Raw genomic sequence first — 21,031 nt, 5'->3', positions numbered from 1 at the left:
ACCTATGCCACACAACTGTTCCGCCTTTCTTTTATTTACTGCTCATATATGCTTCCCCGCAATTCTCCTGAAGCATATTCTCCATATCACTCGCCCGGTAAAGAATCTTACAAAAAAAATCAGGAAAGCATTACGCTTTCCTGACCATATTCTCTATAAAATAAGAATGAACTGTGGTGTCTTCTCCAAGTTCCGGATGGAAAGAGGTGACCAGCATGTTCCGCTCACGAGCAGCCACAATGTGCCCTCCTACAGCAGACAAGACTTCAACTCCATCTCCCGCCCGTTCAATATACGGAGCACGGATAAAGGTCATCGGAATGCGCTTCCCTGCAAATTCGTCCTCCGTAAAGAAACTGCCTAACTGACGGCCGTAAGCATTACGCTTTACACAAATATCCATCAGCTGAAGAAAACGCCTGGAGTCGTTCTCCACATCTTTAGCAAGCAGAATCATTCCGGCACATGTTCCAAACACAGGGAGTCCTGCCCCTATCCTCTCACGCAGCTCACTCATCATATCCAAACTGTCCATAAGTTTGCCGATGGCAGTACTCTCGCCGCCCGGTATGATCAACCCCTCCATAGGCACACAGAGATCTTCTTTCTGACGTATCTGAAAATGCTCTACTCCCAATCGGCCGAGCATGGCTTCATGTTCTGCAAAAGCTCCCTGCAATGCCAATACACCTATTTTCAACATATCATTTACCTCTTTCGGCCATCAACAGAGTGATTTCGTCTTCATTGATTCCTACCATCGCCTCACCCAAGTCGGCAGAAACTTCCGCAAGCAAAGCCGCATCGGTATAGTTGGTGACGGCCTGCACGATAGCGCGCGCTCTCTTTTCAGGATTTCCTGACTTGAAGATACCTGAACCTACAAACACGCCTTCAGCTCCCAGCTGCATCATCAAAGCCGCATCTGCAGGAGTAGCCACACCTCCGGCTGCAAAGTTCACTACGGGCAACTTTCCGTTCTCATGCACATAACGCAGCAAGTCCAGAGGCACTTCAAGCTCTTTCGCTTCATTATACAGTTCGTCTTCAGCCAATGCCTGTATCCGACGGATATCACGCATCATGCTCCGCATATGAGTCACCGCCTGAATCACATCGCCAGTTCCCGGCTCCCCTTTCGTACGGATCATCGAAGCTCCCTCCGCAATACGGCGCAATGCTTCGCCCAGATTCTTTGCCCCGCACACAAACGGCACTTTAAACTTGGTTTTATCGATATGATACACCCCGTCAGCAGGAGTGAGCACTTCGCTCTCATCGATATAGTCAATTTCAAGCGCTTCCAGGATCTGAGCTTCCACAAAATGTCCGATACGGACTTTGGCCATCACCGGAATGCTCACTGCGTCTTGAATGCCTTTAATCATTTTAGGATCACTCATACGGGCAACTCCGCCAGCCGCACGGATGTCTGCCGGAATCCGCTCCAGCGCCATGACAGCTACCGCACCTGCCTGTTCGGCTATTTTAGCCTGCTCAGGGGTGGTTACATCCATAATCACACCACCTTTCAACATTTGAGCCAAGTTCTTATTCAGCTCATATCTTTCGTTTTTCATGACAAGAGTTATTTAAATTGATAAACGCCGCAAATATAGGGAAATATATTCCAGAATAACAAGCAAGAGATAAGAAACTTTGCAATCTCCCGACGAAAACAAGGAAGTTCCATCAGGCTCCTGCTTCGCCAAGGCGCGCCAGGACTGATTCCAGAATACATTTTCTATTTCACAAAACAAAAAGAGGGCGTGCCCCAGACACGCCCCCAGTATTTATCTGATTGAAATTGGCAATTACAATTTCGGACCAGCAGCAACCAAAGCCTTACCAGCTTCATTTCCTGTGAACTTAGTGAAGTTCTTGATGAAACGGCCAGCCAAGTCTTTAGCTTTTTCATCCCACTGAGCAGCGTCAGCGTAAGTGTCACGCGGGTCAAGGATCTTCGGATCTACGCCCGGCAATTCAGTCGGAACAACGAAGTCGAAGTACGGGATAGTCTTAGTCGGAGCTTTGTCGATAGAACCGTCCAAGATAGCGTCGATGATACCACGAGTATCGCGGATAGAGATACGCTTGCCAGTACCGTTCCAGCCAGTGTTAACCAAGTAAGCCTTAGCACCAACCTTGTTCATCTTCTTAACCAGTTCTTCTGCATATTTAGTCGGGTGCAGAGTCAAGAAAGCAGCGCCGAAGCAAGCAGAGAATGTCGGAGTCGGTTCAGTGATACCACGTTCTGTACCTGCCAATTTTGCAGTAAATCCAGACAAGAAGTAGTACTGAGCCTGTTCCGGATTCAAGATAGATACCGGAGGCAATACACCGAAGGCATCAGCTGACAAGAAGATTACTTGGTGAGCGTGAGGACCTTTAGATACCGGCTTAACGATGTTGTTGATGTGGTAGATAGGATAAGAAACACGAGTGTTTTCTGTTACGCTCTTGTCAGCGAAGTCGATCTTACCGTCAGCAGCAACTGTAACGTTTTCCAGCAGAGCGTCGCGTTTGATAGCGTTGTAGATATCCGGTTCTGATTCTTTATCCAGGTTGATAACTTTTGCGTAGCAACCACCTTCGTAGTTGAATACACCTTCGTCATCCCATCCGTGTTCGTCGTCACCGATCAATTTACGTTTCGGGTCGGTAGACAAAGTAGTCTTACCTGTTCCAGACAAGCCGAAGAAGATAGCTGAGTCAGTTCCTTCCATGTTGGTGTTAGCAGAGCAGTGCATAGAAGCGATGCCACGCAACGGGTTGAAGTAGTTCATCATTGAGAACATACCCTTCTTCATTTCACCGCCGTACCAAGTATTCAGGATAACCTGTTCTTTAGTAGTCAGGTTGAATACAACAGCTGTTTCTGAGTTCAAGCCCAGTTCTTTGTAGTTTTCAACTTTAGCCTTAGAAGCATTGTAAACCACGAAGTCAGGTTCGAATGATTCCAGTTCTTCAGCTGTCGGGCGGATGAACATGTTAGTTACGAAGTGAGCCTGCCAAGCAACTTCCATGATGAAACGCACGCAAAGGCGAGTTGCAGGGTTGGCTCCGCAGTAACCGTCAACTACATACAACTTCTTGTTTGAAAGTTCTTTAGCAGCCAAGTCTTTCAATACGTTCCAAGTTTCAGTAGTAACAGGCTTGTTGTCATTTTTATATTCTTCAGAAGTCCACCATACAGTGTTTTCACTTGTAGCGTCTTTTACCAAGAATTTATCTTTAGGAGAACGACCTGTGTAGATACCGGTCATTACGTTTACTGCACCCAGTTCAGTTACCTGACCTTTTTCATAGCCTTCCAGACCAGCTTTTGTTTCTTCAGCGAACAATACGTCGTAAGAAGGATTGTGTACGATTTCTACGGTTCCATTGATACCGTACTTAGTAAGATCTAATTTTGCCATTTTTCAATTGATTAATTGGTTATTATATCAAATGTTTATTTGCATTTTTATTTATCAAGGCTTTACAAAGATGCTCAACAACATCTTCTATTTCCTTTTGGCGCTACAAAAGTAGCAGTTATTTTTTTATTCAAAGAACTTATTACTGAAAAAAATCCGTAATAATCCAAAGTTTTATACTTGTGTAACAAATTTGACAAATCCAGTTAGCAAATCAATTTTATTTCGTTTCTTTGCAGTCGGAAAAAACATCAAACCCTGACAATTTTATCAGTTGAAACACAATTATGAAAATCATCAATTTCAACACTCACAAATCGATTCTGAACCAGTTCCTGTCTGAACTGCGCGACGTGGACATACAGAAAGACAGCATGCGTTTCCGCAGAAATATCGAGCGCATCGGTGAAATCATGGCGTACGAAATCAGCAAGGAACTTTTATACGGCCCGAAAGCCATAAAAACTCCCCTGTCTACAGCCATCGAGAACGTGCCGGCCGAGCAGCCTGTAATCGCAACGATCCTTCGCGCCGGGATTCCGCTCCATCAAGGCTTCCTGAACTACTTTGACCATGCGCAGAACGCTTTTGTTTCCGCATACCGGAAATATACGGACGAAGGGCATTTCGACATCCACATCGAGTATATAGCTTCTCCACGCCTGGACGGAAAGACACTGATTCTTACTGACACCATGCTTGCCACGGGGGCATCAATGGAGTATGCTTACGAGGCCCTGCTGACCAAAGGACAGCCTGCCCACATCCATATCGCATCTGTCATAGCCAGCCAGCAGGCCGCAGAGCATATCCGGAAAGTGTTTCCGGAAGACAAGACCACACTGTGGTGCGGCACCATCGACCCTGAACTGAACGAACATGCATACATTGTTCCGGGACTTGGAGATGCCGGAGATTTGTGCTACGGAGAAAAAGAATAAAAAAGGCCTCGGCAGGATATGATTCCAACCCTGCCGAGGCTCTATTCATCAGTTTATGCAAAACGGCATATCACTCAACCGTAAAGCAATATACCATCAACGCCTTTTCATCTTTTGATTCAGGATTTGACTGCAGAACGCCATATTCTCCAGGGCCGGGATCGATGGACAACAAATAAGAACTTTCTCCATAACGCTTGGCCTGGTAATCAACCAGCTGCTCTATTCCGGAAGAGCTGCCTTTGAATGTGTTTATTTTTCCAATCTCGCAGCGTCTTTCCTTCTTCTTCTGTTCAAAGCGTATCAGCTGGATAAAAGAATTCGGATCCTGCCTGTTGTCAGCCGCCTTCACAATCAGCCTGTACGTGCAGCCGGGTTTGGCGACGCACGACGACGTAACGCCGTCCACATGGATTCTTGTTTTCACCGAGCCTATCCCTGTCAGATACAAAGAGGCACCCGCCTTCGACTTTATCTTGCCCAGCTCTTTTCCAAAGGTGCAGCGACAGTGTCAGTGCCTGCAATGCTAAGCAGGTTGGTTTCGCCTATAACTTCAGGCTCATAAGGAAAGGATGAAACAGCCTGAGCCTTACCAGCCACAAACATTGTGGAGAGAGCCATAAATGCCAACAGTTTCTTCATCATAGCCATGCTTGTTTTGACAATAATCCTTGCATGCCGTCACTTCACCTCCCACGTGTCATTCGTGTCAAGCAGCTCGGCAAAAGTATGATAGTTCTTCTTTGCGGCAACCTCCTCAATCTGAGCTTCCACGGCTTCATCATAAGTCGGAGCCTCCACATCACGGATCACGCCTAATGCTATAGGGAAATCCGGACCTTCCATCAGAGCCAGCTTCAGCTGAAGCGTATGATCCTCGCAATGCGCATCGTGAACCAGAATATCCTTTTCGGTCACACCGTTCTCGCCCAGCTTCACCACTTTCAGGCCGAAACCTTCTTGAGCCAGTCCGTATTCCCGGTTCGGACCGAAAAGCATCGGCTTGCCGTGCTCCAGATAGATGGCATTCTTCTCGCGGTCTTCCTTCTTGGCCACTGCATTGTGCGTGCCGTCATTGAAGATGACGCAGTTCTGCAGCACCTCAACCACCGAAGTTCCCTTATGTTTCGCCGCCGCTTTCAATACTTCTACCGAAGGACCTCCGTCAACTGCCGCGCAACGGGCAAAGAAGCGTCCGCGCGCGCCGAAACAAAGCTCGGCCGGACGGAAAGGATCTTCCACGGTCCCGTAAGGAGAAGACTTGCTGACAAACCCGCGCGCCGAAGTCGGAGAATACTGCCCTTTGGTCAGTCCGTAGATGCGGTTGTTCAGGAGTACAATGTTAATGTCCACATTCCGGCGGATAGCATGAATGAAGTGGTTTCCTCCGATAGCCAGGCCGTCGCCGTCACCCGAAATCTGCCAGATGGAAATACCCGGGTTAGCCACTTTCGCCCCGGTGGCAATGGCGGCCGCACGCCCGTGAATGGTGTGCATCCCGTATGTGTTCATATAATAAGGCAAGCGCGAAGAACATCCGATGCCGGAAATCACCGCAATTTCATGGGGCGGCACTCCAATCTCTGCCAACGCTTTGTGAAAAGAGTTCAGAAAGGCATGGTCGCCACACCCCGGACACCAGCGTGGCTGTCCGAATTTATAGTCTGCTGCTGTATATTTCGTTTCGTTCATGATTAGTCCCTCCTTTATTTAAAATAGCTTGGAAAAAGCGTCCACCAGCTCCTGCACCACAAAGGGCTGTCCCTTCACCTGATTGAACTGATGCAGACGGATACCCTCCACCTTCATTCTCAGATAGCCGGCAAGCTGGCCCATGTTCTGCTCAGCCACCACAATATTCTTATAACGGCGCAGCACCTCTTCGGTGTTCTTCGGCAACGGATTGATAAAGCGGAAATGAGCAAGAGCCGCCTTCTTCCCCTGCGCATTCAACACGTCCATAGCCGAATGCAGGTGCCCGTAGGTTCCTCCGAAGCCTATAATCAGCAAATCGGCATCCGGATCTCCCTCCACTTCAAGCAAAGGTATGGCATCTGCGATTTTGGCCACCTTTTCGGCACGGAGCTGCGTCATCAGGTGATGGTTTTCCGGCTCTGTAGAAATAGCTCCCGTTTCGCTGCTCTTTTCCAGTCCGCCGATACGGTGCATGAATCCTTCCATGCCCGGCTTCGCCCAATAGCGGACACCCGTTTCCGGGTTGCGCATGAACGGCGTCCATGTTCCTGCCATGTCGGGAGTGACATACGGAGGGTTGATGGAGGGATACTCGTCCAGATCCGGCAGACGCCAGGCGGCAGAACCGTTGGCGATGTACGCATCGGTGAGCAAAACCACGGGAGTCATGTGCTCCAGCGCAATCTTGCAGGCAGTATAGGCGGCGTCAAAGCAGTCGGTAGGCGAAGAAGCCGCAATGACCGGCATCGGACTCTCGCCGTTGCGCCCGTAAAGCACCTGAAGCAGATCGGTCTGTTCCGACTTGGTGGGCAGTCCGGTAGAAGGACCTCCGCGCTGCACATCCACAATCACCAGCGGAAGTTCGGTGATGACCGCCAGGTTCATCGCTTCGCTCTTCAGACAGATTCCGGGTCCCGATGTAGTGGTTACGGCCAATGCGCCTGCAAATGCCGCTCCCACGGCAGAAGAACATCCCGCGATTTCATCTTCACACTGCACCGTCTTAACGCCCAGCGACTTATGCTTGGCGAGTTCGTGCAGGATATCTGTAGCCGGAGTGATGGGGTAAGATCCCAGATAAAGCTGAAGCCCGGCTTTTTCCGCAGCAGCCATCAGGCCGTAAGCCGTAGCCTTGTTTCCGTTGATGTCCATATAGCGTCCGGGGCGCTTCTGTTCCTTGCTCGGCACCATATAGCTGAAAGACACGGAAGCATGTGTGTTTTCACCAAAGTGGTATCCGTCGTTGAGCACCTTGATGTTCGCCTCGGCGATGGCCGGTTTCTTGGCGAACTTCTCGCGGAGAAGCTTTTCGGCAATCGACAGGTCGCGATGGAAAAGCCAGCACACCAGTCCCAGCGCAAACATATTCTTGGTGCGGAGGATCGACTTGTTGTCCAGTCCGCTGTCCTTGAGGCTCTCCTTGCACATGGTGGTTATCGAAGCTTCAACCACTTCGTTCTTTATGCCGAGTTCTGAAAACGGATTTTCAAGCTCAAATTTCGCCTTTTCCAAGTCACGTTTCGTAAACGAGTCCGAATCGATGATGATGACAGCCTGCGGCTTGCAGAACTTATATTGTGTCTTCAGTGCAGCGGGGTTCATCGCCACCAGCACATCGCACTTGTCGCCGGGCGTATACACCTTTCCCGACCCGATATGCACCTGGAATCCCGACACACCTGTCAGCGAGCCTTGAGGGGCACGGATGTCGGCCGGATAATCCGGAAACGTACTGATATCATTTCCTTCCGTAGCTGAAATGTTCGAGAACATGTTGCCGGCAAGCTGCATACCGTCGCCGGAGTCGCCCGAGAAGCGGACTACCACATCATCCAGCTCTTTGATTACATTTTCTTCTGCCATATTGTATTTTATTTTAAAGTTTACAAATCAACGAGCTACAAAAATGGCGAAGTTCCGGCAAAAAACAAAATAAAAAGGAAGTTATTTTACGCAATCAGTAACAGACTGATGCGATGAAAAGTTTTTTCTGCAAAACATTAGGCATATATCAACAAAAAGACGTACCTTTGCAAAAAGGCTCTGTAGTTCAACGGATAGAACAAGAGTTTCCTAAACTTTAGATAGGGGTTCGATTCCCCTCGGAGCTACAACAGAACACCCGTGCGGCGGATTCAGTGCCGTTATCCCATGAAAATGAGGCTCTTTTGCGTGACGATGCCCGCCGGAAATCCAGTCCTTGCATGAAAGAAAGGCCGGGAAAACCGCGTCGAAAGGGCTCCGGCAGAATTGCTTTGGACAGAACATTTAAACTTGAAACAGAATGAAAGATGCCGTATTTCCGGACTGCCCGATACGAAATGTCCTTGCAAGAATCAGCAGCAAATGGTCGCTGCTGGTCATCTATACGCTCGACAGAACCGGCAAAGAAGCGGTGCGCTTCAAGGAGCTGCAACGCGCAATCCCCGACATCTCCCAAAAAATGCTGACCGTAACGCTCCGGACACTGGAAGAAGACGGCTACGTGACGCGGACCGTCTATCCGGAAGTCCCGCCGAGAGTTGAGTATGCGCTGACTCTACGGACGCGCTCGCTGCTTCCCCACCTCAATGCACTGATTGAATGGGCATCGGAAAACAAGGACGCCATAATGGAAGACAGAGAGAAGTCAGCCCGCAGCAAATGACACATCCCCCTGCACGCCGCATCGGAAAAACGAATCCGCGATGATTCGCTTCCGGCTCTATCCTGCGCAGAAAGACACAAAAAGCGCATTTTTCCTGACACTTTCCCTTTCATTTTTCCTCTATCTGGAGGCAAATCCTTAACAAATGCAAATGCCGAAGCCCCTCAGAAGCCCTATAAAGCGGGCAGACACCGGCGTTTCTTCCGAAAAACAACGGGACATTTCGTGTAAAACAACCCGCTATCTTCCGCAAAATGACGGGACATGCCGCATCAAATGACGAAACATTTTGCAGAAGGCTTCCCGAAACGTCTTTTCAGCCAACGAAAACGCATCCTTCCCTTACGGAACAGGCGTATATCAGCAGACGCGCAACCTGTCAAAAAAGGCACCGGTAAGCACCTGCACATCACACAAAGGAAGAGCATAAAGCCCCCAGCCGACAGAAAGACACGGGAAGAGGCGCATGAAAAGCAATCCGCTTTTTCCGGGCAACTTCTCCCTGCAATTTTTCCGGGCAAACCCTGATTCCATTCCGAATAAAAGATTCTCAGCCGTTCTTTTTGTCAATTTGTCAGAATGACACATTCACGCCATTCCAAACGATGCGGCGTATGACATGGACATAAGCAGAACTTAGAAACTGTTTTGAATTTCTCCAAAAAGTTTTTCTTGGCTTGATGTGTTCGTTTTCGTGTGTGCTTTGGGCTATTTTTTGGTCTTTTCCGCTTCTGTTCTTCGTCAGATAGCCCGCTATCTTCCTCATCACACAAACGGAAATGCCTCAAAAACTCATCCCAAATCAGCACACGATAAATTCAAAACAGTTTCTTAAAAAAGAAAGCGGCCCGCCTCTCCACCAAGGAAAAGCGGACCGCCTTTTTCCGTTTGCGGCAAGCAGCAAAATTACTTGCGCAGACCAAGAGCCTTAACGATCGCACGGTATCTCTCGATATCGCGATCCTTCAGATAAGTGAGCAACGCACGGCGCTTACCTACCAGCTTGGTCAAAGATCTTTCCGTTGTATAATCTTTTCTGTGGAGCTTCAAGTGCTCTGTCAGATGAGAAATACGGTATGAAAACAATGCTATCTGCGCTTCAGGCGAGCCAGTATCAGTGTTAGACTTTCCGTACTTTTCAAAGATTTCTTGCTTTTTAGCTGAATCTAAATACATAAATTTGACTTTAAATTATTTGTAACTTTAATTTTGCGGTTGCAAAGGTAAGGATAATCTTTTAAACGACAATGCTTTTTCAGAAAAAAGTAGTAACTTTGCGCGCAAATAATAGGTATAGTATGCAAGACATTAGAAACATTGCCATCATTGCCCACGTTGACCACGGAAAGACAACGCTGGTAGATAAAATGATGCTGGCGGGACACTTGTTCCGCAACGACCAGACCAACGGCGAACTGGTGCTGGATAACAACGACCTGGAGCGTGAAAGAGGTATAACGATTCTTTCAAAAAACGTTTCCATCAATTACAAAGGTACAAAAATCAACATCATCGATACTCCGGGACACGCCGACTTCGGAGGCGAGGTGGAACGTGTTCTGAATATGGCCGACGGATGCATCCTGCTGGTAGACGCCTTTGAAGGGCCGATGCCGCAGACACGCTTCGTGCTTCAGAAGGCGCTGCAAATCGGACTGAAGCCGATTGTTGTCGTCAACAAGGTGGACAAGCCCAACTGCCGCCCGGAGGAAGTATACGAAATGGTGTTCGACCTGATGTTCAGCCTCAACGCCACGGAAGACCAGCTGGACTTCCCCGTGCTTTACGGCTCGGCCAAGAACAACTGGATGGGCGAAGACTGGAAAACCCCTACCGGAACCATCGAACCGCTGCTTGATGCAATCGTAAAATACATTCCGGCTCCGCACCAGCTGGAAGGAACTCCCCAGATGCTGATTACCTCGCTCGACTACTCCTCGTATACAGGACGTATCGCTGTAGGACGCGTACACCGCGGAACCATCAGCGAAGGAATGAACATAACGCTGGCAAAACGCGACGGACGGATGCTCAAGACAAAAATCAAGGAGGTACACACCTTTGAAGGACTCGGACGCAAGAAGGTGCAGTCTGTTTCATCGGGTGATATCTGTGCCGTCATCGGAGTGGAAGGCTTCGAAATCGGCGACACCATCTGCGACTTTGAAAATCCGGAACCGCTGCCGCCGATCGCAATCGACGAGCCGACCATGAGCATGCTGTTCACCATCAACGACTCTCCGTTCTTCGGCAAGGAGGGCAAATATGTGACTTCACGCCACATTCACGACCGCCTGATGAAAGAGCTCGACAAGAACCTGGCGCTGCGCGTACGCAAGACCGAAAACGAGGACGGCAAATGGATCGTTTCAGGACGAGGTGTGCTTCACCTTTCGGTACTGATCGAAACCATGCGCCGCGAAGGCTATGAGCTGCAGGTAGGCCAGCCGCAAGTAATCTTCAAGGAAATCAACGGAGTGAGATGCGAACCGATTGAAGAGCTGACCATCAGCGTGCCCGAAGAATTCTCCAGCAAGATGATTGATATGGTAACCCGGCGCAAAGGCGAAATGGTTTCGATGGAAACGCAGGGCGACCGCGTGAACATCGAATTCAACATTCCGTCACGAGGAATCATCGGCCTGCGCACCAACGTGCTGACCGCATCGCAGGGAGAAGCAATCATGGCGCACCGCTTCAAGGAATACCAGCCGTATAAGGGCGACATACCGCGCCGCACCAACGGATCGATGATTGCCATGGAAGGCGGAACGGCATTCGCATACGCCATCGACAAGCTGCAGGACCGCGGACGCTTCTTCATCTATCCACAGGAAGAGGTATATGCCGGACAGGTAGTGGGTGAACATGTACACGAAAATGACCTGGTGGTCAACGTAACCAAATCAAAGAAGCTGACCAACATGCGTGCTTCGGGTTCGGACGACAAGGCCCGCATCATCCCTCCGGTGGTATTCTCTCTGGAGGAGGCGCTCGAATATATCAAGGAAGACGAATACGTGGAAGTAACTCCGAAGAGCATGCGTATGCGCAAAATCATTCTGGACGAAACAGAACGCAAACGCGCGAACAAGAACGCATAACAAGCCGTCATAAAAAAGAATCGAGGCGCGCAAGGGAAACACTGTCCTTGCGCGCCTCTGTCTTTTCAGCCCAGGATGTCACCGCCCGCGATACACCAGCTCGTTCGAGCTCATCCGCTTCATGTACTGCTGTATGATTGACTTCAACTGATTTTCCATCATTTGCAATGTATCTTGGGGCATTGTCTGCTTCACATCATCCTGCATCAGCGCATCTGTACGGAAGCGATAGGCATGGGTCACGCTCGTCCCGTCAAACTGAATCAGATAGTCGCCCTTAAGAAACTGGTATACATCGCTTGCCGGAAGATAATTCACTGCATATTTGTCTGCAGCAGATGTGTGAAAGATGTCCTGTCCGAAAGCCACATACGGCTGGTCGTACCCTAGCAGGCCCAGCACTGTCGGCATGATATCAATCTGCTCGGCAATCTTCTCTCGATCCAGTCCCCGAAGCTCCGGCATTCCCGGCGCATAAAAGATGATCGGCACCTTGTAGTATCCCAAATCCGTCACATAATCCGGATAACTGTTACCGCTGGTATGGTCGGCTGTAATGACAAACAGGGTATTGTTGAACCATGGCTGCCTTGAGGCCTTTTCAAAGAAACGCTTGAGAGAGTAATCCGCATAGGCAATCGTTTCAAACAACGGATCCTCGCCCGTGGGAAATACCCCCTTATAACGCTCTGGAAGCACAAAAGGCCCATGCGAAGACGCCGTAAACACAGATGTCACAAAAGGTTCTTCCATTTCTGACATGCGGTCGCAGTAGAACTGCAAGAACTCTTCGTCCCATATGGCCCAGGTTCCGTCGAAGTCAGCATCTCCGTTATAGTTCGGGTCTTCATTATATTCCGTACGTCCGAAATATTTCTGGAAGCCGACAGCGCGGGCAAAGGCTTCGAACCCCATCGACCCGTTCATCGCCCCGTGAAAGAAAGCAGACGTATATCCCTTGTGCCTTGTCAGCTCTCCGGCCACACTTGACACATCATTCAATGCGGATGGCGTCAAAAAGAAAGGCTCTACAAAACTAGGAATAGAGGAAAGCACCGACGGCATCCCGTCAATGCTTTTGCGCCCGTTACTATAAGAATACTCAAATGTGACACTCTTCGTAAGCAAAGAATCAACAAAGGGAGTATATCCTTTATAATGTCCGTCTTCAAGCTGAGGATTCAATGATCCTACATGTTGCTTGCTGAAGCCTTCCCAAATGATCACCGCCACATTCATCGGACGAAATGAGACAGAATCAGCAGGAATATGGATGGGAGCGAACAGAGCCTCCGCTTCAGACTCCGGCAAGTAATCCGGAACAACAAATGACTTCTTGTCCAACGTTCTGAACACTGAAAAAGGCGTATTCAACACCAGACCTGCATCTTGAGCTCTGTTAACGTATTGATTGGCATTGCTGAGCGTGATGGGGCGTGTAGCAGTGGTCATTCCGCCTCGCATACCAAACACCGTAAAAGGAACAGCAACAAGCAAAGCCGCCGTTTGAACTATATAATAAGCCAGCTTGTTACGCACCGGAAATACTTTGGGAGAACGATACAGCTTATAAACGGCGAAAGCCAGAACTGCCGCCAAAAGGACCAGATACCAATAGGCGACAAACTCATCCATAAATATAGATGCGATATTGCTGCCCTTCTCATGCTGAAACTCCTGAAGCACAGACATCGTGGTGCGTCGGCCGGTGAAACGATAATATACGCAATCTATCAGGTTCGTGATCAGGAAGAAAGTGTTGGCTACCGTAAATATCCAGCGGACCACTTTATAAAAGGCTGCATTTTCTTTCCAATGGAGGGGAAAAAGAAACAGAAAGATAAACAAAGCATTGCTATAAAGAATGGCGCTCGTATCAAAAATAATGCCAGCCCCAAACAGACTCAATGCGTAGCTGAAATTCATATGCCCGCTGAATGTGTCCCAGTTGACCAGCAAAAATACCAGGCGGCACAATGAATAACAGATATAGATCAACAACAGATTCCATACCAATGTCAGTACATTCGAAAAAACATCCTTTTTCATATTTCCACTCCTTTCAGGTTGAATTATAAGGCTACAAAAGTAATTATATTTTGAATAACTTCGTATATTTGCCTCTCTAAACTGAAGAATATGAAAACAAAGCGACTGATCAGAACAGGCATAGCCGTCATTATCTTGGCAGGGCTCGGCATTTGGATAAATTCCCGTTGGGATGCCTGGTTCAGAAATCCCGAGGAACCGCCTTATGCTCCGCTAAAAGAGCCGGGAAGAATCATGCTGACATTCGGCGACAAAGACCAGCTATCCCGCAATATAAGCTGGCAATGTGATTCGACGGTTGCAGATTCTTCGTTTGCAGAGCTGGCAGATACTTTAGCAAAAGATACAATGCGTGTTGCGGCACAAGGTGAAATATTCCAATCACGAAGCGGCAAAGCGGCCTATTATGTGGCCCGACTGCGCAACCTGAAACCTGACTGTTATTACAGCTATCGGGTATGCACCAACGGGATATACTCTGAATGGCATAACTTCCGCACCCACAACCTGTCGACAAAGAAAGATTTCTCATTCATCTATACCGGCGACGTACAGGATACAATCAATGGAGTTGCCAACCAATATCTGAAAACGGCATTGGCACAACACCCCCAAACCGAATTCTTTGTTTTTGGAGGGGATTTGACCGAACGCCCCATAGATGCTTATTGGCAGGAAACGTTCGACGGCCTGGACTCCATCCGCCAGCACTATCCCGTTTTAAACGTAACCGGCAATCATGAATACCTGAAATACGTTATCCGCAAATTGGAGAAACGCTATTCACTCGTCTTTTCTTATTTTTTGGACTCCATGATCGGGGAGAACCAAGTATATACCTTGAAATATAACAATATGCAGTTCTTTCTGCTCGACAGCAACAGGGAACTTCCTTATCTATGGACACAAAGGCAATGGCTGAAAGAAGAACTTGAAAAGAGTGATGCACAATGGAAGATTGTCGTACTGCACCACCCTCTTTACTCTATCAAAGGAAAACATAACAACATGATGCAGCGCACCATGTTCAATTCGCTGATACAAAAATACCACGTCGATCTCGTACTCCAAGGACACGAACATGCCTACGCAAGGATGACCATGCATGATGAAAACGGGAAAGCCACAACACCGGTCTATACAGTCAGCCACTGCTCGCCTAAAAGTTATCGGATTGACTTTGACGGACGTTGCGACAAGTTTGGCATCGAAAGCCGCTTCTACCAATATGTCCGTGCGCACGGCGACACATTAAGCGTCAATGCCTACCGTTTCCCCAGCGGGGAACTGTATGATTCATTAGACATTGTGAAGAACGCGTCGGGCACATCCATTATCGATAACGGCAAAAACATTCCGGAATACCTGGAATTCAAATCGAACGGAAGCGAGAAAGATTGCAGGTATATGAAACGGATAAACAAGTATAAACAAAACAAGATATAGGAACGGCAAGACACGACGAAACCAGAAGGACAAAACAAACATGTCATTTACACCATCAATGTATGACATTCTTAGGCAAAGCACAACATGTGTTGGTTTCTGAAAATATTCAAAGTGTTTTGACAACCGGCTTCTACAAACAACGCTTTACCTCCAGACAAACAGTCCTTTCCTGAAAGGCTTATCTAATGCCAAACGGCATGAAATAAAGAGGCTTTCATAACAGAAAAGTCCAAAGATTTTGTATTTTTGCTAACAGAAAATAAATTAGGGCCTATGGAACTTTCCATGTTCTGGCAAAACATATATTTCCTATTACACCTAAAGACAAAACTGCATATGCAAAGTTTGCTCTATACTTGGATGTCTGGCAAAAAATGGCAATCATATTTTTGAAAGAATAAAGTCATGAGAATAAAATTTATACGAAAAATAAAGCAACGCATCAATGACATCAAAAATGTCTGTAGTGTAGCAGGATTACCATATGTTTATGAAATGGTTATCATACCTCATTGGGGAAAGAAGAAAGATAAGCTAGCGCGTTGCTGGAGGAAGCATGAAGCTATCATAAACTTTTTGGAAAAAGAATATGCAACCTTGATAAAAAAATACAGTCTGTCCGCCCAATCAGTTTCTCACCCCATAATCGCCAAAAAGGAAGCGCCCATATGGGTTTGCTGGTGGCAAGGTGAATCACAAATGCCTCCAATCGTACGGTCATGTTATCAATCCTTACTTGAAAATGCCGGTGAACATCCCGTACACCTCATAACAGAAGAAAGCATTGATCAATATATTCAAATACCCACATACATTTTACAAAAGGTAAAGAAAGGCAACATTTCATTTACACACTTTTCTGACATAATCCGCATGGCTCTTCTATATGAGCATGGAGGTTTATGGCTAGATGCCACGATCTATGTCAGCAGACCTCTGAAGGATAAAATATTTGACAGCCCATTGTTCTCTGTAGCCCCCAATATCGACACAGAGCTTGTATCTCAAGCCAAATGGAGCGGCTTTCTCCTTGGAGGATATCCTCAGGAACCATTATTCGGCTTTGTCCGTGACTTTTTCTTCGAATACTGGAAAAAAGAGAACAGGCTCATAGACTATTTTCTGATAGACTATGCTATATACATAATCAGACAGAACTCGCCTTATATCAACGTTCTGTTAGAATCAATTCCCAAACATTATAAGATATTCGATATGGAACAAAATCTGGACAAACCATATGACAAAGAATATTTCACACAATTATGCCATCAACAAACATTCCACAAGCTCAACTATAAAATAAAGTATACAACATATACGGCAGATCATAAACAAACCATCTACGGATATCTGATAAAAGATATTCCATAAAAAGATCAGGCTCTATGTTCTAATCGCTGTCTATTTTTACGTTTTATCTTCATCAACAAAGAGGAAGGAACAATGCTATCTGCCAAATGCTTGACTGCATATGAGATGGTTTTATTCAAGAGCGACAGTTTCCATTTCAACGTATGATCAATCCCCCGAATGCGTGCGCACTCACGCTTCACATCCAATTTATGCACAGAGGACACTCCTTCTATCGCTTCGCACAGCGAAACGTCTACCGGAATATATTGCATCCGCCCTCCTCTTTGATATAAGTTGTAAATAAAATGATAATCAGCAGCCAGGCGATAAGAGAGATCAAACGGATGAGCTTTCATTTCCTCCGTATCTGCAAACATCGACTGATGACATGCCGGCATAAGCTTTGGAGTTACTTCAGGTATATTTCCTTTAGCCGGAACAATCGCATAGGATTTCTGACGCAAAGTGTCACCATACACAACTTTCGTATTTGGATGGATCTCAGCAGCAAATAAACGGGCTATTGCCTCTCCATCCACAAAAATGTCCCCTGCATTCATAAAATTAACCCATCTCCCGGAAGACAAACAGACTCCTTTGTTCATAGCATCAAATATCCCCTTGTCAGCTTCTGACAGCCAACGCAATTTGATACCTTTCTCTCTAAATAAAGGCTCAATTGACAATATTACATCAACAGTCTTATCCGTTGACTTACCGTCAATCAAAATATATTCCAAGGGACGGTATGTCTGTTCCAACACACTTTCCATCGTCCGGGCAAGTGTCTTTTCCACATTAAAACAAACCGTTACGATTGATATCAGATCTCGTTGCATACATATTTTCTATATTTCGGTTTAGCCAATTGAAGCGCATAAAGCAATCTGTCAACCATTCGCTTCACTTTATATAAAAAAGGTACGTCCGGCCGTTCCCCTTTCCATGGAGTCATGTCAAGATAATGAAAATACAATCCTTTATAAGGGTGCTGGGACTTGTATTGCCATGGTTTCTTTCCTCCTGTGTAATGGACAATTACCGGATGAAGCAGTCCTTTCTCCAAATCCGGAATGGCTTCGGGACGAATCCTGCGTTTCCTCCGCAAGAATCCATCCTGCACATTGTAGCGAAAAGGAAGAAAAAGCTTTTTGTCATGAAGCAATGCATTCAGCACATCCTGATCATTAAAAACGAGTTCACTCATATGCTCTGAGATATATTTCTCCGCCACCTTCTGGAACTGGATATTCCGCCAATATTCCAGATTAACCAATAATACTCCAGCATTGAAATACGAAAATGAAGAAGCATAATGCAAGCGTTCATAATTGTCCGGTTTTCCACTCCACATATCCTCCACACAACCTGCCGCATAATCAGTAATGTCTGTACCCCAAAGCTCCTTTATCGAACCGTTCACAATCAGATCACAATCCAAATAAAGTACCTTGTTTATAGAACGGGGCAAAATGCTCTCCAAGAAAATACGATAATATGTAGCCAGCGAGATGTGGCTCTCTCCATAAATGGAACATCCTTCCAACAAGGCATCTCCTGTTTCATAAACAAACAAGGTCTGGTGATACCGGCCTTCAATCCAATCATGTAATATTTTCTTAGAGTCATCCGGCAGTTCCGAGGCGATTACATGGATATGAAAAGATGAATCCGCATTGTTTTCAAACAAAGAAGTCAGCATAACCACGCAATACTTCACATACGAAGCATCAATATTGCAAGCTACATGTATAATTCCTTTCTCCATTCTCTCAAAGCTTAACTTCCGACAAAGCCTTTCTTATATAGTATCCAGCAGACAAGCGTTCGCTTATCACTGCCACATTCCGTTTCATTACAGCATATTGTTCGGAGGTCAATCCTTCCAGCACACTGTCCAGTTCCGCCAATGAAGCAACACAGATTCCGATCCCGTTATTACGGACAAAGGCTGCCAGAGCCGCCTGGTCCCATATAATGACAGGAAGTTCACACCGGATATACAACGATGTCTTGTGGGGGTTGTTATACTTCAGATATTCCCCAAAGTCACCCGTACATGCATCTACAGAGAATCCGTCCCAGACCAGTCCGAGATCTCCCTGAGCCGTAGCGATTAAATCATCCGAACGAACAAAACCTTTATAGACAAAACGTGTTTTCCCCTGAGCCTTATCCAGTTCAAAACCGTTTCCATAAAGATTGAAGCGAAACGAATGCACATACGCTCCCACTTCATACAGAAACGTATTTTTACGCAAGCTCAATGCACCGGCATAAACCACTTCATAAGGTTTATGAACTATCCCGTGCGGGAGGGCCTTTGTTTCTGACAAGTAATCAAATATTTCAAGCTCTCCGACCGGCACCTGGCATCCTTTTTCTATCAGCCAACGTTTCATGCTCTCATTATGCGCAATAATATAATCACCATGACTTAAACGACGTATTTCCTGACCAACAGTCAATTTTTTGCGTCTAAAGCTTCCCAGGTCATGGATCACAACCACCACTTTCGCTCCCCGGAAATGAGCCATACGGCATACAAACGTGAAATATTTTTTCAACGGATACTGCAACACCAGACGGTCGCCCTTTCTCAACGAGAAAGGGGCCTTCAAGACGCCTGCCAATGTTGCCAGAAATGCCAATACAGAATTGGTATACCGGGTCTGCCTGAAACCGACATTCACAAAGCCATTCTCGGCCATAATACGCTCTATGTCCGTTTTGGCCTTGTTGCCGGCTCCGTCAACTCCCTTATAATTGCGCGATAAATAACAATTCCTCATAAAAAGAGATTACAACTCTGTTTTACATAAAGCCAAGGCTGCCGCCACTGTATCGTCCATGTCTGCATAAGTATATTGAGCAAGCCGTCCTCCGAACAGCACATTCGGAACAGATTCCGCCAACTGCCGATAATCTGCATAAATCCGGCTGTTCTTTTCATCATTAACCGGATAATAAGGTTCTTTTCCCGGAGCAAAACTATCAGGATACTCATAAGTGATTATCGTATGAGGCTGCTTCCCGAACTCAAAATGCTTGTGTTCTATCACGCGGGTATAAGGAATCTCACGCTCGGTATAGTTCACAACCGCATTCCCCTGAAAGTTCTCCATTTCCAGACGCTTTTCCTCAAAACGAAGACTGCGGTACTCCAGATGACCGCAACGGTAATCAAAGTATTCATCAATGCAGCCTGTAAACAGCGTTTTTTCAGCAACGCCATCCAGCTCTGCCCTGTTCTTGAAATAGTCTGTGGCAAGACAAACCTCCGTATCGCCAAGCAAAGCATCTATCAGCGCATTGTATCCGCCAATGGGAATGCCTTGGTAGGCATCATTGAAATAATTGTTGTCGAAAACAAAGCGGAACGGCAAACGTCGGATAATGAATGCCGGAAGTTCTGTAGCCGCACGCCCCCACTGCTTTTCGGTATATCCCTTTATCAGCTTCTCATAAATATCCTTTCCACACAGTTTCAAGGCCTGTTCCTCCAGATTGGCGGGCTCCGCGATGTGAGCAAACTCTCCGCGCTGCTCTTCGATCTTAGCCTTTGCCTTTGCCGGAGTCGTAACGCCCCATAACTGATAGAACGTATTCATGTTGAAAGGAAGATTGTACAGCTTGTCACCGTAACGTGCCACCGGCGAATTGGTATAACGGTTAAACTCCACAAAAGAATTCACATAATTCCACACCTCCTTATTGTCGGTATGAAAAATATGCGCCCCGTATTTGTGCACATGAATTCCGTCCACATCCTCACAGTAGATGTTTCCTCCCCGATGATGGCGTTTGTCTACCACAATGCAAGACTTGCCTGCCCGTTTCGCTTCGCAGGCAAACACCGCGCCGAACAAGCCGGCGCCTACAATCAAATAATCATATTTCTTTTTCATAAGTCTTTGATTTCAATAAACCTTCAAGCATTCCATGTACAACATCATCGCGCATACGCATTATTCCACACAAATAAATCTTCGTATAGGACCGCATGACGAGCCTTGAATATCCTCAAGATATCCCACACCTCAGATGTTGTCTTCATAAGCAACAGTTTCTTGCCGTATTACAAATATAAAAAGAATAATGTTATCAAACAAAAAAATACGTATCTTCATCAAAGTAAAATGTTTGATTCTAGGAATATACAAGAATGCAGAGCTTTTCTCCAAGAAAGATTTTACGATTTCCCGCCCGGCAGCACCTGCAACGCCATGGTAAATTCTGCATCCCCAGACTAGAGATACAAATCTCCAGGCTGAAGATTTATATCTTCAGTTTGAAGATGCATATATCCAAACTGAAGACTGACTTTTGCTCCTCGTCTGTCAAGTTCCCCAAAACATGGAAATCATTTTT

The 21,031-nt window shown here is 46.7% G+C and carries 18 protein-coding genes and 1 tRNA gene; 6 read left to right on the top strand and 13 right to left on the bottom strand.

The window, feature by feature from the left end:
- Positions 1-130 precede the first annotated feature (130 nt).
- The 3 genes from pdxT to pckA all read right to left on the bottom strand — a co-directional run bounded on the left by pdxT (position 131) and on the right by pckA (position 3,419).
- Complete coding sequence (pdxT, locus tag NW212_RS13610) at positions 131-700, bottom strand: pyridoxal 5'-phosphate synthase glutaminase subunit PdxT (protein WP_258339183.1); 570 nt, start codon at positions 698-700, stop codon at positions 131-133.
- Positions 701-704: 4 nt separating this feature from the next.
- The gene (gene pdxS, locus NW212_RS13605) at positions 705-1,580 is read right to left on the bottom strand and encodes a pyridoxal 5'-phosphate synthase lyase subunit PdxS (RefSeq protein ID WP_258339180.1); all 876 of its coding nucleotides are present in this window, start codon (positions 1,578-1,580) and stop codon (positions 705-707) included.
- 234 nt (positions 1,581-1,814) lie between these two features.
- On the bottom strand, positions 1,815-3,419 hold the full coding sequence (gene pckA / locus NW212_RS13600) for a phosphoenolpyruvate carboxykinase (ATP) (RefSeq protein ID WP_258339179.1): 1,605 nt from the start codon (positions 3,417-3,419) through the stop codon (positions 1,815-1,817).
- 287 nt (positions 3,420-3,706) lie between these two features.
- On the opposite strand from pckA, the gene upp reads away from it, so the two are divergent.
- Positions 3,707-4,360, top strand: a complete 654-nt coding sequence (gene upp, locus NW212_RS13595) for a uracil phosphoribosyltransferase (protein WP_258339178.1) — start codon at positions 3,707-3,709, stop codon at positions 4,358-4,360.
- Positions 4,361-4,430: 70 nt separating this feature from the next.
- On the opposite strand, the gene NW212_RS13590 is transcribed toward upp, so the two are convergent.
- From NW212_RS13590 to NW212_RS13575, 4 genes are read right to left on the bottom strand one after another with little or no spacing between them, the layout of a single operon-like run.
- On the bottom strand, positions 4,431-4,787 hold the full coding sequence (locus NW212_RS13590) for a hypothetical protein (RefSeq protein WP_258339177.1): 357 nt from the start codon (positions 4,785-4,787) through the stop codon (positions 4,431-4,433).
- Positions 4,788-4,831: 44 nt separating this feature from the next.
- A complete protein-coding gene (locus NW212_RS13585; protein ID WP_258339176.1) occupies positions 4,832-5,005 on the bottom strand; it encodes a hypothetical protein in 174 nt (57 codons plus the stop codon).
- Positions 5,006-5,041: 36 nt separating this feature from the next.
- On the bottom strand, positions 5,042-6,052 hold the full coding sequence (locus NW212_RS13580) for a 2-oxoacid:ferredoxin oxidoreductase subunit beta (protein ID WP_258339175.1): 1,011 nt from the start codon (positions 6,050-6,052) through the stop codon (positions 5,042-5,044).
- Between the two features lie 18 nt (positions 6,053-6,070).
- Positions 6,071-7,918, bottom strand: coding sequence for a 2-oxoacid:acceptor oxidoreductase subunit alpha (locus tag NW212_RS13575; protein WP_258339174.1), 1,848 nt, complete (start codon positions 7,916-7,918; stop codon positions 6,071-6,073).
- Between the two features lie 176 nt (positions 7,919-8,094).
- Here NW212_RS13575 and NW212_RS13570 point away from each other — a divergent pair.
- Positions 8,095-8,166: transfer RNA gene (locus NW212_RS13570), tRNA-Arg, on the top strand.
- Positions 8,167-8,339: 173 nt separating this feature from the next.
- Positions 8,340-8,702: a helix-turn-helix domain-containing protein gene (locus tag NW212_RS13565; protein WP_258339173.1), complete on the top strand. Its 363-nt coding sequence runs from the start codon at positions 8,340-8,342 to the stop codon at positions 8,700-8,702.
- Positions 8,703-9,608: 906 nt separating this feature from the next.
- Here the strand turns inward: NW212_RS13565 and rpsO are convergent.
- The gene (rpsO, locus tag NW212_RS13560) at positions 9,609-9,878 is read right to left on the bottom strand and encodes a 30S ribosomal protein S15 (protein WP_258339172.1); all 270 of its coding nucleotides are present in this window, start codon (positions 9,876-9,878) and stop codon (positions 9,609-9,611) included.
- Positions 9,879-10,000: 122 nt separating this feature from the next.
- On the opposite strand from rpsO, the gene typA reads away from it, so the two are divergent.
- Positions 10,001-11,806: a translational GTPase TypA gene (gene typA / locus NW212_RS13555; RefSeq protein WP_258339171.1), complete on the top strand. Its 1,806-nt coding sequence runs from the start codon at positions 10,001-10,003 to the stop codon at positions 11,804-11,806.
- A gap of 78 nt (positions 11,807-11,884) precedes the next feature.
- On the opposite strand, the gene NW212_RS13550 is transcribed toward typA, so the two are convergent.
- Complete coding sequence (locus tag NW212_RS13550) at positions 11,885-13,855, bottom strand: LTA synthase family protein (protein WP_258339170.1); 1,971 nt, start codon at positions 13,853-13,855, stop codon at positions 11,885-11,887.
- Positions 13,856-13,945: 90 nt separating this feature from the next.
- Here NW212_RS13550 and NW212_RS13545 point away from each other — a divergent pair, with 90 nt between their 5' ends.
- Together NW212_RS13545 and NW212_RS13540 are read left to right on the top strand one after the other, a co-directional pair.
- Positions 13,946-15,301 carry a metallophosphoesterase family protein gene (locus NW212_RS13545; protein ID WP_258339169.1) on the top strand — a complete coding sequence of 452 codons (1,356 nt, stop codon included), beginning with the start codon at positions 13,946-13,948 and terminating at the stop codon, positions 15,299-15,301.
- Positions 15,302-15,709: 408 nt separating this feature from the next.
- A complete protein-coding gene (locus tag NW212_RS13540) occupies positions 15,710-16,678 on the top strand; it encodes a capsular polysaccharide synthesis protein (protein ID WP_258339168.1) in 969 nt (322 codons plus the stop codon).
- Positions 16,679-16,683: 5 nt separating this feature from the next.
- Here the strand turns inward: NW212_RS13540 and NW212_RS13535 are convergent, their stop codons facing one another.
- From NW212_RS13535 to glf, 4 genes are read right to left on the bottom strand one after another with little or no spacing between them, the layout of a single operon-like run.
- Complete coding sequence (locus NW212_RS13535) at positions 16,684-17,499, bottom strand: glycosyltransferase family 2 protein (RefSeq protein ID WP_258339167.1); 816 nt, start codon at positions 17,497-17,499, stop codon at positions 16,684-16,686.
- Positions 17,484-18,428, bottom strand: a complete 945-nt coding sequence (locus tag NW212_RS13530) for a glycosyltransferase family 8 protein (RefSeq protein ID WP_258339166.1) — start codon at positions 18,426-18,428, stop codon at positions 17,484-17,486. The genes NW212_RS13535 and NW212_RS13530 overlap by 16 nt, the downstream gene beginning before the upstream one ends.
- Positions 18,429-18,432: 4 nt before the next feature.
- A complete protein-coding gene (locus NW212_RS13525; protein ID WP_258339165.1) occupies positions 18,433-19,452 on the bottom strand; it encodes a galactofuranosyltransferase in 1,020 nt (339 codons plus the stop codon).
- A 9-nt stretch (positions 19,453-19,461) separates the two neighbouring features.
- Positions 19,462-20,568: a UDP-galactopyranose mutase gene (gene glf / locus NW212_RS13520; RefSeq protein ID WP_258339164.1), complete on the bottom strand. Its 1,107-nt coding sequence runs from the start codon at positions 20,566-20,568 to the stop codon at positions 19,462-19,464.
- Between the last annotated feature and the right edge of the window lie 463 nt (positions 20,569-21,031).

This window comes from Bacteroides sp. ET225 (assembly GCF_024733745.1).
Classification (GTDB): Bacteria; Bacteroidota; Bacteroidia; order Bacteroidales; family Bacteroidaceae; genus Phocaeicola; species Phocaeicola excrementipullorum.
Note: the sequence above shows the minus strand (reverse complement) of the source record. Positions and strands in the feature narration are given on the sequence as shown.